Source organism: Pantoea sp. (assembly GCF_039594315.1).
Classification (GTDB): domain Bacteria; phylum Pseudomonadota; class Gammaproteobacteria; order Enterobacterales; family Enterobacteriaceae; genus Pantoea.
Genome location: NZ_JBCNNP010000020.1, coordinates 25,709 through 40,739 on the forward strand (window position 1 = coordinate 25,709; position 15,031 = coordinate 40,739).

Annotated in this window: 14 protein-coding genes; 8 read left to right on the forward strand and 6 right to left on the reverse strand. The window is 53.8% G+C overall.

Features of this window, described 5'->3' with window-relative positions; all coding sequences use genetic code 11:
• The first annotated feature begins 34 nt into the window (after nt 1-34).
• The 3 genes from rsgA to mscM all read left to right on the forward strand — a co-directional run bounded on the left by rsgA (nt 35) and on the right by mscM (nt 5,418).
• Complete coding sequence (rsgA, locus tag ABDW13_RS13380) at nt 35-1,078, forward strand: small ribosomal subunit biogenesis GTPase RsgA (protein ID WP_343553045.1); 1,044 nt, start codon at nt 35-37, stop codon at nt 1,076-1,078.
• Between the two features lie 93 nt (nt 1,079-1,171).
• Nucleotides 1,172-2,068 carry an archaetidylserine decarboxylase gene (asd, locus tag ABDW13_RS13385; protein WP_343553046.1) on the forward strand — a complete coding sequence of 299 codons (897 nt, stop codon included), beginning with the start codon at nt 1,172-1,174 and terminating at the stop codon, nt 2,066-2,068.
• 14 nt (nt 2,069-2,082) lie between these two features.
• Complete coding sequence (mscM, locus tag ABDW13_RS13390) at nt 2,083-5,418, forward strand: miniconductance mechanosensitive channel MscM (protein WP_343553047.1); 3,336 nt, start codon at nt 2,083-2,085, stop codon at nt 5,416-5,418.
• A gap of 51 nt (nt 5,419-5,469) precedes the next feature.
• On the opposite strand, the gene mdh is transcribed toward mscM, so the two are convergent.
• Complete coding sequence (gene mdh / locus ABDW13_RS13395; RefSeq protein WP_343553049.1) at nt 5,470-6,405, reverse strand: malate dehydrogenase; 936 nt, start codon at nt 6,403-6,405, stop codon at nt 5,470-5,472.
• 416 nt (nt 6,406-6,821) lie between these two features.
• Between mdh and argR the strand changes: the two genes are divergently transcribed.
• The 4 genes from argR to yhcN (ABDW13_RS13415) all read left to right on the forward strand — a co-directional run bounded on the left by argR (nt 6,822) and on the right by yhcN (ABDW13_RS13415) (nt 8,775).
• On the forward strand, nt 6,822-7,292 hold the full coding sequence (argR, locus tag ABDW13_RS13400; protein ID WP_008101964.1) for a transcriptional regulator ArgR: 471 nt from the start codon (nt 6,822-6,824) through the stop codon (nt 7,290-7,292).
• Between the two features lie 490 nt (nt 7,293-7,782).
• Nucleotides 7,783-8,046: a peroxide/acid stress response protein YhcN gene (gene yhcN / locus ABDW13_RS13405; protein ID WP_256697598.1), complete on the forward strand. Its 264-nt coding sequence runs from the start codon at nt 7,783-7,785 to the stop codon at nt 8,044-8,046.
• A 91-nt stretch (nt 8,047-8,137) separates the two neighbouring features.
• Nucleotides 8,138-8,404, forward strand: a complete 267-nt coding sequence (locus ABDW13_RS13410) for a YdgH/BhsA/McbA-like domain containing protein (RefSeq protein ID WP_343553050.1) — start codon at nt 8,138-8,140, stop codon at nt 8,402-8,404.
• Between the two features lie 104 nt (nt 8,405-8,508).
• On the forward strand, nt 8,509-8,775 hold the full coding sequence (gene yhcN / locus ABDW13_RS13415; RefSeq protein WP_343553051.1) for a peroxide/acid stress response protein YhcN: 267 nt from the start codon (nt 8,509-8,511) through the stop codon (nt 8,773-8,775).
• Nucleotides 8,776-8,831: 56 nt separating this feature from the next.
• Here yhcN (ABDW13_RS13415) and ABDW13_RS13420 read toward each other — a convergent pair whose 3' ends face one another.
• The 5 genes from ABDW13_RS13420 to aaeX all read right to left on the reverse strand — a co-directional run bounded on the left by ABDW13_RS13420 (nt 8,832) and on the right by aaeX (nt 13,802).
• Nucleotides 8,832-9,104: a hypothetical protein gene (locus ABDW13_RS13420; RefSeq protein ID WP_343553081.1), complete on the reverse strand. Its 273-nt coding sequence runs from the start codon at nt 9,102-9,104 to the stop codon at nt 8,832-8,834.
• 25 nt (nt 9,105-9,129) lie between these two features.
• The gene (locus ABDW13_RS13425) at nt 9,130-10,584 is read right to left on the reverse strand and encodes an NAD-dependent succinate-semialdehyde dehydrogenase (protein ID WP_343553052.1); all 1,455 of its coding nucleotides are present in this window, start codon (nt 10,582-10,584) and stop codon (nt 9,130-9,132) included.
• 111 nt (nt 10,585-10,695) lie between these two features.
• On the reverse strand, nt 10,696-12,648 hold the full coding sequence (gene aaeB / locus ABDW13_RS13430) for a p-hydroxybenzoic acid efflux pump subunit AaeB (protein WP_343553053.1): 1,953 nt from the start codon (nt 12,646-12,648) through the stop codon (nt 10,696-10,698).
• Between the two features lie 11 nt (nt 12,649-12,659).
• Nucleotides 12,660-13,589, reverse strand: a complete 930-nt coding sequence (gene aaeA / locus ABDW13_RS13435; RefSeq protein ID WP_343553054.1) for a p-hydroxybenzoic acid efflux pump subunit AaeA — start codon at nt 13,587-13,589, stop codon at nt 12,660-12,662.
• A 9-nt stretch (nt 13,590-13,598) separates the two neighbouring features.
• On the reverse strand, nt 13,599-13,802 hold the full coding sequence (aaeX, locus tag ABDW13_RS13440) for a p-hydroxybenzoic acid efflux pump operon protein AaeX (protein ID WP_007891984.1): 204 nt from the start codon (nt 13,800-13,802) through the stop codon (nt 13,599-13,601).
• 259 nt (nt 13,803-14,061) lie between these two features.
• Here aaeX and aaeR point away from each other — a divergent pair, with 259 nt between their 5' ends.
• On the forward strand, nt 14,062-14,979 hold the full coding sequence (gene aaeR, locus ABDW13_RS13445) for an HTH-type transcriptional activator AaeR (protein WP_343553055.1): 918 nt from the start codon (nt 14,062-14,064) through the stop codon (nt 14,977-14,979).
• The last annotated feature ends 52 nt before the right edge of the window (nt 14,980-15,031 follow it).

Genomic DNA, 15,031 nt, shown 5'->3' on the forward strand with positions numbered 1-15,031 from the left:
AGGGCGAAGCCTGGCGAGAGCCGTGAGAGGATGCGTGAGTAAAAACAAACTGTCGAAAGGTCAACAACGTCGTGTCAGCGCCAACCATCAGCGTCGTCTACAGCAACGGAGCGATAAGCCGGAGCCCGATGATAGCCTGTTTGGAGAGGCAGCCGATGGCGTGGTGATCAGCCGTTTCGGCATGCACGCAGACGTGGAAGACAGCGCAGGCGAAGTGCATCGCTGTAACATCCGCCGCACTATTCGCTCGCTGGTCACCGGCGATCGCGTGTTGTGGCGCGCAGCGATCGGCGGCGGCAAAGGGATCGTGGAAGCCGTTCACGATCGTAAAACCGTCTTAACCCGCCCAGACTTCTACGACGGCGTGAAACCGATCGCCGCCAACATCGATCAGATCATTATCGTTTCGGCGATCCTGCCGGAACTGTCGCTTAACATTATCGATCGCTACTTGGTTGCCAGTGAAACCTTGGGCGTTGAGCCGCTGCTGGTGCTGAACAAGACCGATCTGCTGGATGCCGAAGGACGCGCCTTTGTCGATGAGCAGATGGAGATTTATCGCAACATTGGTTACCGCGTGTTGATGGTGTCCAGCCATGCCAAAGATGGTTTAGTCGAGCTGGAACAAGCGTTAACCGGCCGCGTCAGCATCTTTGCCGGTCAATCGGGCGTGGGGAAATCCAGCCTGTTGAACAATTTGTTAGGTCTGGATGTTGCCACTGAAATACTGACCAACGATGTTTCGAACGTTTCCGGCCTCGGCCAGCACACCACCACCGCATCGCGCCTGTATCACTTCCCGGCTGGCGGCGATGTGATCGATTCTCCCGGCGTGCGCGAGTTCGGATTATGGCATCTGGAACCGGAACAAGTGACTCGCGGATTTGTCGAATTCCGTGAATATCTCGGGAGTTGCCGCTTCCGTGACTGCAAGCACGATACCGATCCTGGATGTGCGATCCGCGAAGCGGTAGAAAACGGCGCTATCGATATTTCCCGCTTCGATAACTACCATCGAATTCTGGAGAGTATGGCGCAGGTAAAAACGCGTAAAAACTTTTCCTCCGACGAAATTTAACGCGTACAACGGCACATTCGCCAATGAGCTGGGGCGCTGTTACAATCCGCCCCCCTTTTTGTTAACGACACGTAATTAAGCCAGGAGGCAACGGTGTTTGATCGTTTTAAACTCGGCCTGAATCATATTTTGCCCAAAAAAGGGCTCACCGAACTCGCCGGTTGGGGTGCGAGTCGTCGTGGTGGCTGGCTCACTAAAGCGGTCATCGACATATTTGTCTGGTACTACAAAGTGGATATGGCGGAAGCCAGCAAGCCACATACCGGCAGCTATCGTACCTTCAATGATTTCTTTGTCCGCCCGTTAAAAGAGGGCGCGCGTCCTATCGATCCGGACGCGTCTTTATTGGCGCTGCCAGCCGATGGCGCGATCAGCCAATTAGGCCGCATTGCGGGCGATCAGATCTTCCAGGCGAAAGGCCACACTTATAGCTTGCAAGCGCTGCTGGCGGGCAATGACGATCTGGCGGATCAATTCCACGACGGCGAGTTCGTTACCACTTACCTCGCGCCGCGTGACTATCATCGCGTGCACATGCCATGTAACGGCGTCCTGCGCGAAATGGTGTATGTGCCAGGCGATCTCTATTCTGTTAACCCGCTGACCGCTCGCAACATTCCGAATCTGTTTGCGCGTAACGAGCGCGTGATCTGTGTGTTTGATACCGATCACGGCCCAATGGTGCAGATCCTTGTCGGTGCCACCATTGTTGGTAGCATCGAAACCGTGTGGGCTGGCACCATTACGCCGCCGCGCGAAGGGGTGATCAAACGCTGGCGTTATCCTTCTGCCGATCATGATGGCGCGGTTGTGCTGCTGAAAGGTCAGGAAATGGGTCGCTTCAAATTGGGTTCAACGGTGATCAACCTGTTCGCGCCAAATCGCGTGAAATTGGCCGAAAGTCTTGAAGCTGAGAGCAAAACCCGTCTTGGTCAGCCGCTGGCTATCGCCCTGCCCCAGCCCGGCGACAGCGTCTCACTCAGCAAATAACCGGAACCTCTCCCGTGCGCGTTTTTCTCTCTTTACTGCTGAGCCTGGTGCTCAGCAGTTCTGTATTTGCAGCCTCCGTTCCGCAATCCAGCCAGCTCAAGCAAGAGTTGGATGCGGCTAAATCCGCGAAAAATTCCCCTGCGCAAACCGAACAGGTTCAGGCGCTGGAAGCGGCGATCAACTTCCTCACCGAACGCGACGAGTCGCAGGAGCGGGCTAAGCAATATCAGCAGGTGATTGATGATTTCCCGCGCCTGTCGCGCGAATTACGTCAGCAAATCGCCACGCTGACGGAAAGCAGCAAAACGGTGCGCAGCAACATGAGCAGCGCCGAGTTGGATCAGGAATTGTTGCAAGTTAGTAGCCAGCTGCTGGAAGAAGGCCGCCAGGCGCAGCAAGAGCAGGATCGCGCACGCGAGATCAGTGATTCACTTTCACAGCTGCCGCAACAGCAAACCGATGCACGTCGCGCGATGACCGAAAGCGATCGCCGGGTACAGAGCGCATCGGCGGCCTCCACTCCTTTAGCGCAGGCGCAGATCTACGCGCGCCAGGCGGAAAACGCTGCCAATAAAGCGCGCGTTGATGAACTCGAACTGGCACAACTCTCCGCCAACAATCGTCAGGAACTGGCGCGCATGCGCGCTGAAGTGCATCAGCGCAAAGCCACCCAGCTGGATAATTATCTGCAAGCGCTGCGCAATCAGCTCAACAATCAGCGTCAGCGTGAAGCCGAACTGGCGCTGGAGCGCACCGAGCAACTGGCCGAGAACAGCGGCGATTTGCCGAGTTCCATCAGCGATCAATTCCGCGTCAACCGCGAACTTTCAGCCGATCTTAATCAGCAAGCGCAACGTATGGATCTGGTGGCATCACAGCAACGGCTTGCCACCAACCAAACCTTACAAGTGCGCCAGGCGCTGAGCACGTTGCGTGAGCAGTCGCAATGGCTCGGCGTATCGAACTTGTTGGGAGAAGCGCTGCGTGCGCAAGTGGCACGCTTGCCGGAAATGCCGAAATCGCAGCAGATTGACAGCGAAATGGGGCAACTGCGTGTCCAACGTCTGCATTATGAAGATCTGTTAGAGCATCAGCAGGAACTGCGTAAAGCCAAGCAGGATGACGGCACACCGTTCAGTGCCGATCAGACGCGTATCCTTGAAGCGCAGTTGAAAACCCAGCGCGAATTACTGAATTCGCTGATCTCCGGCTGCGATACGCTGATTCTGGAAATCACCAAACTCAAAGTGTCCAATACCCAGTTGCAGGATGCGTTGGTGGAAGTGAAAGACGCCACGCACCGCTATCTGTTCTGGACCGCCGACGTTAACGCCATCGGCCTGAATTTCCCGATGGAAATGGCGCAGGATCTCAATCGCCTGCTGTCGTTGGATACCGCAGGTCAACTCGGCAAAGCGCTGGCGATGATGTTCACCAACCGTGAAACCGTGCTGCCGATTATTGGCGCAGTGTTATTGGTCGGTTTCAGCATCAGCTCGCGTCGTCATTACCACGCCTTTATGCAGCGCTCTGCCAGCCGCGTCGGTAAAGTGACCCAAGACCGCTTTAGCCTGACGTTGCGTACGGTGTTTTGGTCGATTCTGGTGGCGCTGCCGCTGCCGGTTTTGTGGGCCGCGCTCGGTTATGGTTTGCAGCATGCGTGGCCGTATCCGTTCGCCGTAGCGATTGGCGATGGCATCACCGCCACGCTACCGCTGCTGTGGGCCTTTATGATCAGCAAAGCCTTTGCCCGCAGCGACGGTTTGTTCGTAGTGCATTTCCGTTGGCCGCAAGCGCGTGTGGCGCGCGCCATGCGCTATTATTCGCTGACTGTCGGCTTGATTGTGCCGCTGATTATGTTGCTGATCGCCTTTGCCAACCTCGACGATCCGCAGTTCTCCGCAACGCTCGGCCGCCTGTGCTTTATCCTGATTTGCGGCGCGCTGAGTATCGTGACGGTGAGCCTGAAACGCGCAGGCATTCCGCTGTATCTCGATAAAGAAGGCAATGGCGATAACTTTGTAAACCGCATTCTGTGGAACCTGCTGATTGCCATTCCGTTGGTGGCGGCATTCGCTTCCTGCATCGGTTATTTAGCCACGGCGCAGGCGCTGCTTGCGCGTCTAGAAACCTCGGTTGGCATTTGGTTCTTCCTGTTAGTGGTCTATCACATCATTCGCCGCTGGATGCTGATTCAACGTCGCCGCATCGCCTTTGATCGTGCACGCCAGCGTCGTGCCGATATGCTGGCTAACCGCGCGCGCAGTGAAGAAGAGAAAGAACAACAAACGCCGGTCAATGCTGACACCATCGAAATTGATGAGCCAAGTATCGACCTGGATGAGATCAGCGCGCAGTCGCTGCGTTTGGTGCGCTCGATTCTGACGCTGATCGCGCTGGTTTCGGTGATTGTCTTGTGGTCAGAGATTCACTCTGCGTTCAGCTTCCTCGATAACATTCCGTTATGGAACGCCACCACAACTATTCAAGGCGTTGATAGCGTGCAGGCGATTACGCTGGGTGCGGTGCTGATTGCCATTCTGGTGCTGATTATCACCACGCAACTGGTGCGCAATATGCCAGCGCTGCTGGAATTGGCGCTGTTGCAACATCTCAGTCTGGCGCCGGGGACCGGTTATGCGATCACCACCTTAACCAAATATGCCCTGATGCTGATCGGCGGTCTGATCGGCTTCTCGATGATGGGCATTGAGTGGTCGAAGTTGCAATGGCTGGTTGCCGCGTTAGGTTTGGGATTGGGCTTCGGTATGCAGGAGATCTTCGCCAACTTTATTTCTGGCCTGATTATTCTGTTTGAGAAGCCGATTCGTATCGGCGATACCGTCACCATCCGTGATTTGACCGGCAGCATCACACGTATCAATACGCGCGCCACGACGATTACCGATTGGGATCGCAAAGAGATTATCGTGCCGAACAAGGCGTTCATTACTGAGCAATTCGTTAACTGGTCGCTGTCGGATTCAGTAACGCGTGTGGTGCTCACCATTCCAGCACCGGCGCGAGTGAATAGCGATGAAGTGACCAACATCCTCAAACAAGCGGCGGATCGTTGTACTTACGTGCTTGATATGCCAGCGCCGGATGTGTTTCTTGTCGATCTGCAACAAGGTATTCAATTGTTTGAACTGCGCGTGCACGCGGCGGAAATGGGACATCGCATGCCGCTGCGTCACGAATTGCATCAGCTGATTCTGCGCGGCTTTGAGGAGCATGGCATTGAGATGCCGTTCCCACCGTTCCAGGTACGCATGGAAACCTTGGGTAAGCAAAATCCGGCCAGTAACGGCACTCCAGCCAGTAAGACCTTTAAGTCTGGCGGATTATAAAAACAAAATGCCCGGCAATTGCCGGGCATTTTTATAACAGCGCTGGAAAGGTTATTTCACGAACTCTTCGCCCTGCGCGATATCTTTCTTCAGCGTATCCAGCATGCCGTCTAGTGCTTGCTGTTCAAAGGCGCTCAACGTGCCCAATGGACGACGTTCGACAATACCGTTTTTGCCCAGCAGCAGCGGCTGAGAGAAGAAGCGCGCGTATTCGCCATCGCCTTCAACATAAGCACACTCCACCACATTGGCTTCGCCTTGTAGCGCGCGAATCAGCGACAAACCAAAACGTGCCGCCGCTTGCCCCATCGACAACGTTGCCGATCCGCCACCGGCCTTGGCTTCCACCACTTCAGTTCCGGCGTTTTGGATGCGTTTAGTGAGATCAGCCACTTCCTGATCGCTGAAGCTCACACCTTTTACCTGCGACAGCAGTGGCAGAATCGTCACGCCCGAGTGTCCACCGACCACCGGAACCTCAATTTCAGTAGGCTGCTTGCCTTTCAACGCAGCGACGAAGGTATTGGCGCGGATGATATCGAGCGTTGACACGCCAAACAGACGATTTTTGTCATATACGCCGGCCTTCTTCAGCACTTCAGCGGCAATCGCCACCGTGGTGTTCACTGGATTTGTGATGACGCCGATCAGCGCTTTCGGCGCGGTGCTGGCAACCTGCTCAATCAAATTGCGCACGATACCGGCGTTGACGTTAAACAGGTCCGCGCGATCCATGCCGGGTTTACGTGCCACGCCAGCGGAGATCAGCACCACATCGGCACCATGCAGTGCGGGTGTCGCATCTTCGCCACTGAAGCCTTCAACCGTGACTGCGGTTGGGATGTGGCTGAGATCGACCGCCACACCCGGCGTAACCGGCGCGATATCATATAGTGAGAGGGCTGAACCTGCGGGCAATTGAGTTTTAAGCAGCAGTGCAAGCGCTTGGCCAATACCACCAGCGGCACCGAGAACGGCAACTTTCATCCTGAACTCCTTATTAAGGTGGGGCAGAGATATGCCGAAAATCCATCAGGTTACGAGTTTAATCAACTTCTCAGGCGATAGCGACAAAACCTGTCGCGCACTTAACACTACGCCGCAATCGATCGGCTCCCGAGACATCTCCACTTCAGAAGTCGCCTGAATGATTCATTCGCAGCCAGAAGACAATGGACGGCAATGATCATCAATATTGTTGTTACCACCTCAATAATATAACAACTTTGCAACCTTCGCTTTGCGCGTCAGCCCGCGATTTTCGTGCGATATAAAATTCTGCTATGATCGCTGCCCTGCGAGTAATTCACATCAGATTGATTGCATAAAAATTCATCTAAATGCATAATAATTTATCTGCCGTGGGCCTGTTGCCTGCTGCAACCCTCTCTTATTGGTAGCTTATGCGAAACCCATCAAAACAAGACGACCTGATCAAGGCGTTCAAAGCCTTATTAAAGGAAGAAAAATTTAGCTCCCAAGGCGAAATCGTGCAGGCGCTGCAAGAAGACGGCTTCGAGAACATTAATCAGTCCAAAGTGTCTCGCATGCTGACCAAGTTCGGTGCAGTACGTACCCGCAACGCGAAGATGGAAATGGTGTATTGCCTGCCAGCAGAGCTTGGCGTTCCAACCACCACCAGCCCGCTGAAGAATTTGGTGTTGGATATCGATTATAACGATGCCTTGGTCGTGATTCACACCAGCCCCGGCGCAGCGCAGTTGATTGCGCGCTTGCTGGATTCTCTCGGGAAAGCAGAAGGGATTCTCGGCACCATCGCCGGTGATGACACCATCTTTATTACGCCAGCGCGCACCTTCTCGGTAAAACAGCTGTACGACGCCATTCTGGTTTTATTCGAACAAGAGCTATAAAACCCTGCCCGTTGCCGGCTGTTCATCTGCCGGTAACCTCTTTCTGCGCACCGCTTATCTGCCATTCTTGCCACAAAATCCTTTTCTTATAATAGGTTATCCATATACCTGAGCGTTATCATTCCATCTCAATAATGGTACGACCTTTTCCCCCTGCTTAACCTATTGCGCTATTTTACACTGCTTTACATTATGTGCTCAGTGTCATTCCCTTCTCACGGCGTATCAGCCAGCGGGATCAACCATGATCTTTCGCACTAAAAGATAATTTGATGTAGATCATTGTTTTTACATTGAAATAACAAGCTATGGTTAATATCCAGGCGGTTTTTATAACTTACCGTTCTAAAAAAGTGCCATAAGGATAAAGAATTACAACCAAACATTATTAGCTGGATATTAATTTCATGGGTGATTAGATCTATACTTAGTTTCGTGATGCAAATCACACGAAAGAAAAAGATAAAAATAGACGACGAGGAAAAATACCATGAACGTTAAAACTACTATTGCAACATTAAGTGTTCTCTCTGCCCTGTCATTTGGTGCATTTGCAGCAGATTCTATCAATGCTGAACAAGCAGCGAATCTGCAACCCGCAGGCACCATCAGCGTCAGCGGCGTGGGCGGTTCTCCAATGGATATCCGTCAGCAGTTAAACGATAAAGCCGATCAGCAAGGTGCAAAAGCCTACCGCGTGATTGAGGCGAATACCGGTGACAGCTATCACGCTACCGCTGAACTGTACAAATAAGTTACTGATTCAAGACGCAATGTGAAGGGTGACCCGTTTGAGACGCCTTTGCCTCTCAGGTTACCAACCCAATTTTCAGGAGAGTAGAATCATGAAAACCAAATTATCTATCGCTGTACTGACCTTGGCTTCTGTTCTGTCATTTGGCGCTAGCGCCGCAAGCCTGGTTTCAAATGAACAAGCCGAACAGCTGCAACCACTGAATCAAACCATCAGCGTGAGCGGTGTGGACGGTGACCAGACTAACGTACGCCAGGAACTGTCACAGAAAGCCGATGCTCAAGGTGCTAGCCATTACCGCATCATTGAGAACAACCGTGGCGATACCTTCCACGTCACTGCTGAACTGTACAAATAATTAAACATCGAACGTCAGGCGCCGCGTAGGCGCCAGACAAGAGATCGACGACCCGCTTACCCCTCTTTTTGCCGCAGGTTGTTGATTATACGAGGAGAAAAATTATGAATATCAAAACAACCATCGCAACTGCTAGCCTGCTTTCCCTGTTCGCCTTCGGTGCCTCTGCGGCACAGCTGGTAACCGATGAAACAGCGCAGAATCTGCAACCTACCGGCAGCACTATCTCAATCAGCGGTACCGGCGGTTCACCAATGGATTATCGTGCCCAGCTTTCGCAGAAAGCGGATGAGCAAGGTGCCAGCGCTTATAAAGTGATCGAAGCCAAAACCGGCGACAGCTACCACTTAACCGCTGAGCTGTATAAGTAATTCCTCGTCAATTAAGACGAACCCTTTGGCCCCGCTCGCCGGGGCCCTTTTTGGGTCTACTGCTTTACATTGAAGCGGAGCTGGCCTTCCAGCTCCTCTTCTGCTTCATCAAATAGCAGGATCAATGCGCCATACCGGCGTTTCTGCCCTTTCCCCAGATTCACAAACTCAATCTCCAGCGGCAACGGCAATTGCTCACCTATGATCGCGTCCCAAAGATCGTCAAGATCGTTGATGGCAAGATCGGCCAGCGCAAAACGATCGCTAAACTGTCGGTAGAAATGGGCTTGATCGACAATTTCATCGAAATCAAAACGCTCGGTTCTCATCATGATGCCCTCTTAGTCGTCGCGGCTAGCCAAGTCCGCCGAGGTGCAGCGCTTTCACTTCCAGATACTCTTCCATCCCCAACACCGAGCCTTCGCGTCCTAATCCTGACTCTTTCACACCGCCGAAGGGTGCCAGTTCGGTTGAAACCGCACATTCGTTAATGCCGATCATCCCGGCTTCCAGCGCCGCTGAAACGCGGAACACACGCTGAAGATTCTGGGTGTAGAAATAGGCCGCCAAACCATATTCGGTGTTATTGGCGCGCTTCAGCACATCGGCTTCATCGTCAAAACGGAAGCACGCCGCCACCGGACCAAACGTCTCTTCTTGCGCCAGCGTCATCTCTTCATGCGCATCAGCGATCACCGTTGGCTGCCAGAAGTTGCCCCCCAACGGATGACGTTCACCACCAACCAACAATTTACCGCCTTTGCTCAGCGCGTCTTTGACATGCTCTTCGACTTTTTCCAGCGCCGACCGCTCAATCAATGGACCAACAATCACGCCCTCCTCAACGCCGTTGCCGACTTTAAGCTTGCCAACCTCATCAGCCAGTTGGTTGACGAAACGATCGTACACCGCGTTATGGATATAGAAGCGATTGACGCTGACGCACACTTGCCCAGCGTTGCGGAACTTGTTGGCAATCGCGCCCTGCACCGCAGCATCAATATCGGCATCCTCAAACACGATGTAGGGCGCGTTACCACCTAACTCCATAGACACTTTCTTCATGGTTTCCGCCGCGTTACGCATCAGCGTTTTACCTACCGCAGTAGAACCCGTGAAGGAGATTTTGCGCACCGCTTTGCTGGCCATAATCGCATCGCTGATGGCATGCGTATCACCCGCAACCGCGTTCAACACGCCATCGGGAACGCCGGCTTTTTGCGCCAGCGCCAGCAGCGCAAAGGCACTGAGCGGGGTGTTATTGGCAGGTTTGATGATGCCGGTACACCCCGCGGCGAGTGCGGGGCCGAGTTTGCGCGTCAGCATGGCCATCGGGAAATTCCACGGCGTGATGGCAGCGACCACGCCAATCGGTTCACGTGTGGCGAGGATGCGTGAACCCGGTTTGGCAGGCGGGATGATCTCGCCGTTGGCGCGTTTTGCCTGCTCGGCAAACCACTGAATAAAGCTGGCGGCATATTCCACTTCGCCTTCCGCTTCTTTGAGTGGTTTGCCTTGTTCAGCTGTCATCAGTTGGCCCAGCCAACTTTTGTTCTCAATCATCAGTTGATACCAACGATTGAGGATCTCGGCGCGTGCCTTGGCGGTTTTATCGCGCCAGGCGGGAAACGCACGCTCTGCGGCGGCAATTGCCTGTTCGGTTTCGTGCTTACCGGCTTTGGCGACTTTAGCTAGCACTTCACCGGTGGCGGGATTGGTTACATCAAAGGTGGCGCTGGCGGTATGCCATTGACCGTCGGCGAAATAGCCGGTTTTGAATAATTCGTGGTGTTGCAGGGAAGTAGACATCGGTTCGCTCCTGTCGGTTTGCGTCCTGTCAGGAAAGTATAGATGCCAAATTTGCTGATTTTTGTGTCAACGTGGGATCAAAAAGGCCGCTGCACGATGCAGCGGCCAGTTTCAGATTTGGATGAGGGTGTTTTGATACTTATCCAGCATCAGCGCCAGTCGTTTCACCGGCTCAGTAACGTTATCGGGAGCCGAATAGTGATGCAGCTTATCCTGATACACCTCCAACTCTTTCAGCAACCGCTCAAAGTAATAGCGGCGCTTGTCATCGCTGGTTGCCGAAATAATCCGGTCGGCAGTATGACGCAGTTGGCGGTGATACGCCGACAAATCCGCGTTGATTGGCACTTCCGCGTTACGCAAACGCTGATGCCCGATGATCAGTGTTAACGCGATGCGATACTTATCGATATCGCCAGGAAACAGGTTAAGCAGCAAAAATAGTTGCTGATACAGCGCAGGCAAATGGTTTTCCCGGCGGCGCGCCTGATTGGTGGTCAACGCCGCCACGGCTGCATACATAAAGCGGTTCAGCAACTTACGACCGGTGCGATCGCGTGATTTGTCACGAATCAACAGAATCACCATCATTGCCACGAAGCAACCAATCACCTGGCCCAACACGTTGTCGAGGAACACGTTGAACTCGAACTTCATCGGGTTATCCAGCACCAATACGTTGATGGTGCCAATCAACGCACCGAGCGTACCGAGCTGGCGGCGCTGCACAAAGATACCGCCGATAAAGCCCAGAGCACCAATGGCGATGCACAACAGCAACACGCTTTGCTGCGTCGCAGGCAGAATAAAGATGAAGTACAGCGCGCCGAGTGGTACCGCAACCGCCATGCCGTACAGGAAGTCTTTCGCCATCATTAGCGGGTTTGGCATTCGCATCGCCAGCGCGGTAATCACCGCCAGCATCACCATGCAGCCGCTGCCCGAGGTCCAGCCGGTATACAGCCAGAATAACGAACCGAGTGCGGTCGCGACAAAGGTGCGCACGCCGTTGATCATCGCGTGATGCGTTTCGGCAGAACGCGCCTGAATCACCACTTCGCGCTGCAAAATGCTCTCTTCCAGCGTGGTGATGCGGCTATTGCTTTTCACGCCGTTAATCAGCAACAGATATTCGGTGGCGGCACCGACCCAACTGGCGACAGTCAGCGGCACGGTTTTGCTGCTCACACCAATCAGGCGACGCATCACCTTCATGCGCTTGTGCACATCATTAACGTTGTTGACCTCTTTTTCGATCAGCAAACGATAGTGCGGCGGAATGTATTCGGGTCGCGCATTTTGAATCAGGAAGGTTTCTGCAGCCTGAGTGATCATGGTGAGCGACAAAGTATTGAGCATTTGCAGACGGCGGCTGGAGTTTTTCCAGCGCGAGGATTCCATCATCAGCTGGCTGCGCATGCCATTCAGCGCCGTGGTGCGGCGCACCAGCGCGCTCCACGCTTTGTCCACTTCATCTTTGTCTTCATGCGCCACGCACAGTTGCAGCAGCTTGTACTGCGCCACCAGCAAGGCATCGACTTCTTGCTCAATCACCTTCTTGATCGAACGCGGCGAGAACAACATGTCGGCCAGAATCGCGCACAAAATACCGATAACGATTTCGCTGCAACGCTCGACCGCGAACTGCGGCGCGAGCGTTAAGCCACCACTGGCATCGGCGGTAATCACGATGATTAGCGCGGTGTAACCCGCCAGCCCCAGCGCGTAGGAGTTTTCAACTTTGATTAACGAGGAGAGCCACACGCACATGCCCGCCCACAGACAGCACAGCAGCAGCATCACGACGGGCGCGCGCACCGTGGCAATCATGATGGTGAGCGCAGCGATACAACCAATAAAGGTACCAATGATGCGCAGGATGCCGCGATAGCGCAGTGCGCCAGAATAGGGATCGCCCCCCGCAGCAAAAGCGGTACCGCCGGCGACAATGCCCGCGGTCATGACCGCCCAACGCGGCGTTTCCAGATTGAAGTGAAAGCCAATCATCAACGCCGCAACCAGCGCGAAGGTGAGCTTCACCGGGAAACGCAAAAACTCAATCATATCGCCCTCGCTTAACCAAACTCACGCAGGCGATTGAAAAACTGCGCCATTGGCGAGACTTTGGTTTCGCGATCTTGCGCACCGGTGATCACCACCGTCGCGGTAGTACCTGCCGGGAAGCGGTTGCCCGGTTGATCGTCGAGACGAATACGCACCGGTACACGCTGCGCCAGACGCACCCACTCCAGATTCGAGTCGATTGTCGCCATGCCTTTGCTGTCGCTGGTGCTGCTGCTGTTGGTCACACCCGCCGCGATGCTATCGACGGTGCCGCGCAGCACTACGTTGCTACCCAGCGGCGTGATTTGCGCGCGGAAGCCCGGACGTACACCATCCAGCTTGGTCTCTTCCATATACGCCAGCACGTAGAACGAATGTTGCTGCACCAGCGCCACCGCCACGGAACCGCGCGTGATGAATTCACCCTGATAAACGTTGAGGTTGGTCACCCATCCATCGGAAGGCGCTTTAATGGTGGTGCGATCAAGGTCGATCACCGCCAGATCGCGCGTTGCAACGGACTTCGCCAGCTGATGTTCGCTGGTTTGCAAATCGTTGTTGGATTGCTCAATAGCTTCACGCGACATCGCGCTGGTGCCCAACTGATTGCGGCGCGTGGCTTCACGACGTTTTTCGCTCACCAACGCCTGGTAATATTCGACATCCGCTTGGGCTTCATCCAACGCTTTTTGATAGCGCGGACGATCCACCACAAACAGCGTGTCGCCTTTTTTCACCAGTTGGTTATCGTGCACCGGCACGTCAGTAATGATGCCGGTGACGTCAGGCGAGATGGCGACGACATCAGCGGAGAATTTGGCATCACGCGTCCACGGTGATTCGGTGTAAAACACCCACGCGCGGAAGATGATCACGATGGCGATGACAACCAGCAGGAGCGTAATCGCGTATCGCGCGATTTTTCTTATTAGCGCTTTCACTTAAAAACCTCAGACGAATAAACGGGATACAAGATAAAACACACAGCAATACAGCGCAGTGTTAAACAGTGCGGGATGCCAAACCAGATCGTAGATCCCGCTAGGCGTCAGCACGCGCTTCACTAGCCAGAACAGCGCCAGCGAAACTAATAGTTCAACGAAGATGGGCGGAAAACTCAGCCCGAATACGACAAATACCGGAAGCACACTCATTTCGGATCCTTAGTTCGACCTTGCCGGATTGCACCGATACCTGCCCACATGCGTTGCAGCATGTTGGGTTTACGATCAGGGGAAGACGGGTAAACTGATGGCAACATTCAGGCCGCGTTGAGCTAATCATAGCGTATCATCGGGTTAACACAGCCATGTTCAGGTGCAGTGAAGAGACCCAGCGACGCGTATAGTAACGCGCTTGACTATACGTTTTCTACATATTGTGAGCTAAATCACTTTTTAGTCAGAGTAAACAATGGATCGACTTAAAAGCATGTCCATTTTCGCCAAAGTGGTTGAATTGGGTTCATTTACCGCCGCGGCGCGCCAGCTTCAGCTCAGCGTTTCCTCTATCAGCCAGATTGTCGCCAAACTGGAAGATGAATTACAGGTCAAATTGCTCAACCGCAGCACCCGCAGCATTGGCCTGACCGAAGCGGGAAAAATCTACTTTCAGGGCTGCCGCCGCATGTTAGCGGAAGCGTCGCAGGTGCATGAACAGCTCTACGCCTTTAATAACACGCCAATTGGCATTCTACGCATCGGTTGCTCATCCACCATGGCGCAAAACGTCTTATCGGCGATGACCAGCGAGATGTTACGCGAATATCCCGGTTTGAGCGTGAACTTGGTCACCGGCATTCCGGCACCGGATTTGATCGCCAACGGTCTGGATTTGGTGGTGCGCGTCGGCGCTTTGCAGGATTCGAATCTGTTCTCGCGGCGTCTCGGCGCGATGCCGATGGTGGTGTGTGCCGCCAAAAGCTATCTGGCGCAGCACGGTACGCCGGAGAAACCTGGCGAAATCGACAATTTTTCCTGGCTGGAATACAGCGTGCGTCCGGATAACACCTTTGAATTGGTGGCGCCAGAAGGTTTAGTCACGCGACTCACGCCGCAAGGTCGCTTCGTGACCAATGATTCGCAAACGCTGATTCGCTGGTTGAAAGCCGGTTGTGGCATCGCTTATGTGCCGCTGATGTGGGTAATTGATGAGATCAGCAGTGGAGAGATCGATATTTTGTTCCCGCAATACCATTCCGAGCCGCGTCCGGTGTATGCGCTGTATACCGAGAAGGACAAGCTGCCGCTAAAAGTGCAGGTATGTATCGATTATCTGACGGAGTATTTCAAGCAGGTGGCGCGGCAGTATCAGCAACACCGCAAGAGTTAAAGCAGATTCTTGACGTAGGGTCGCCATTCATGGCGACCTGGTGCGCATCAAT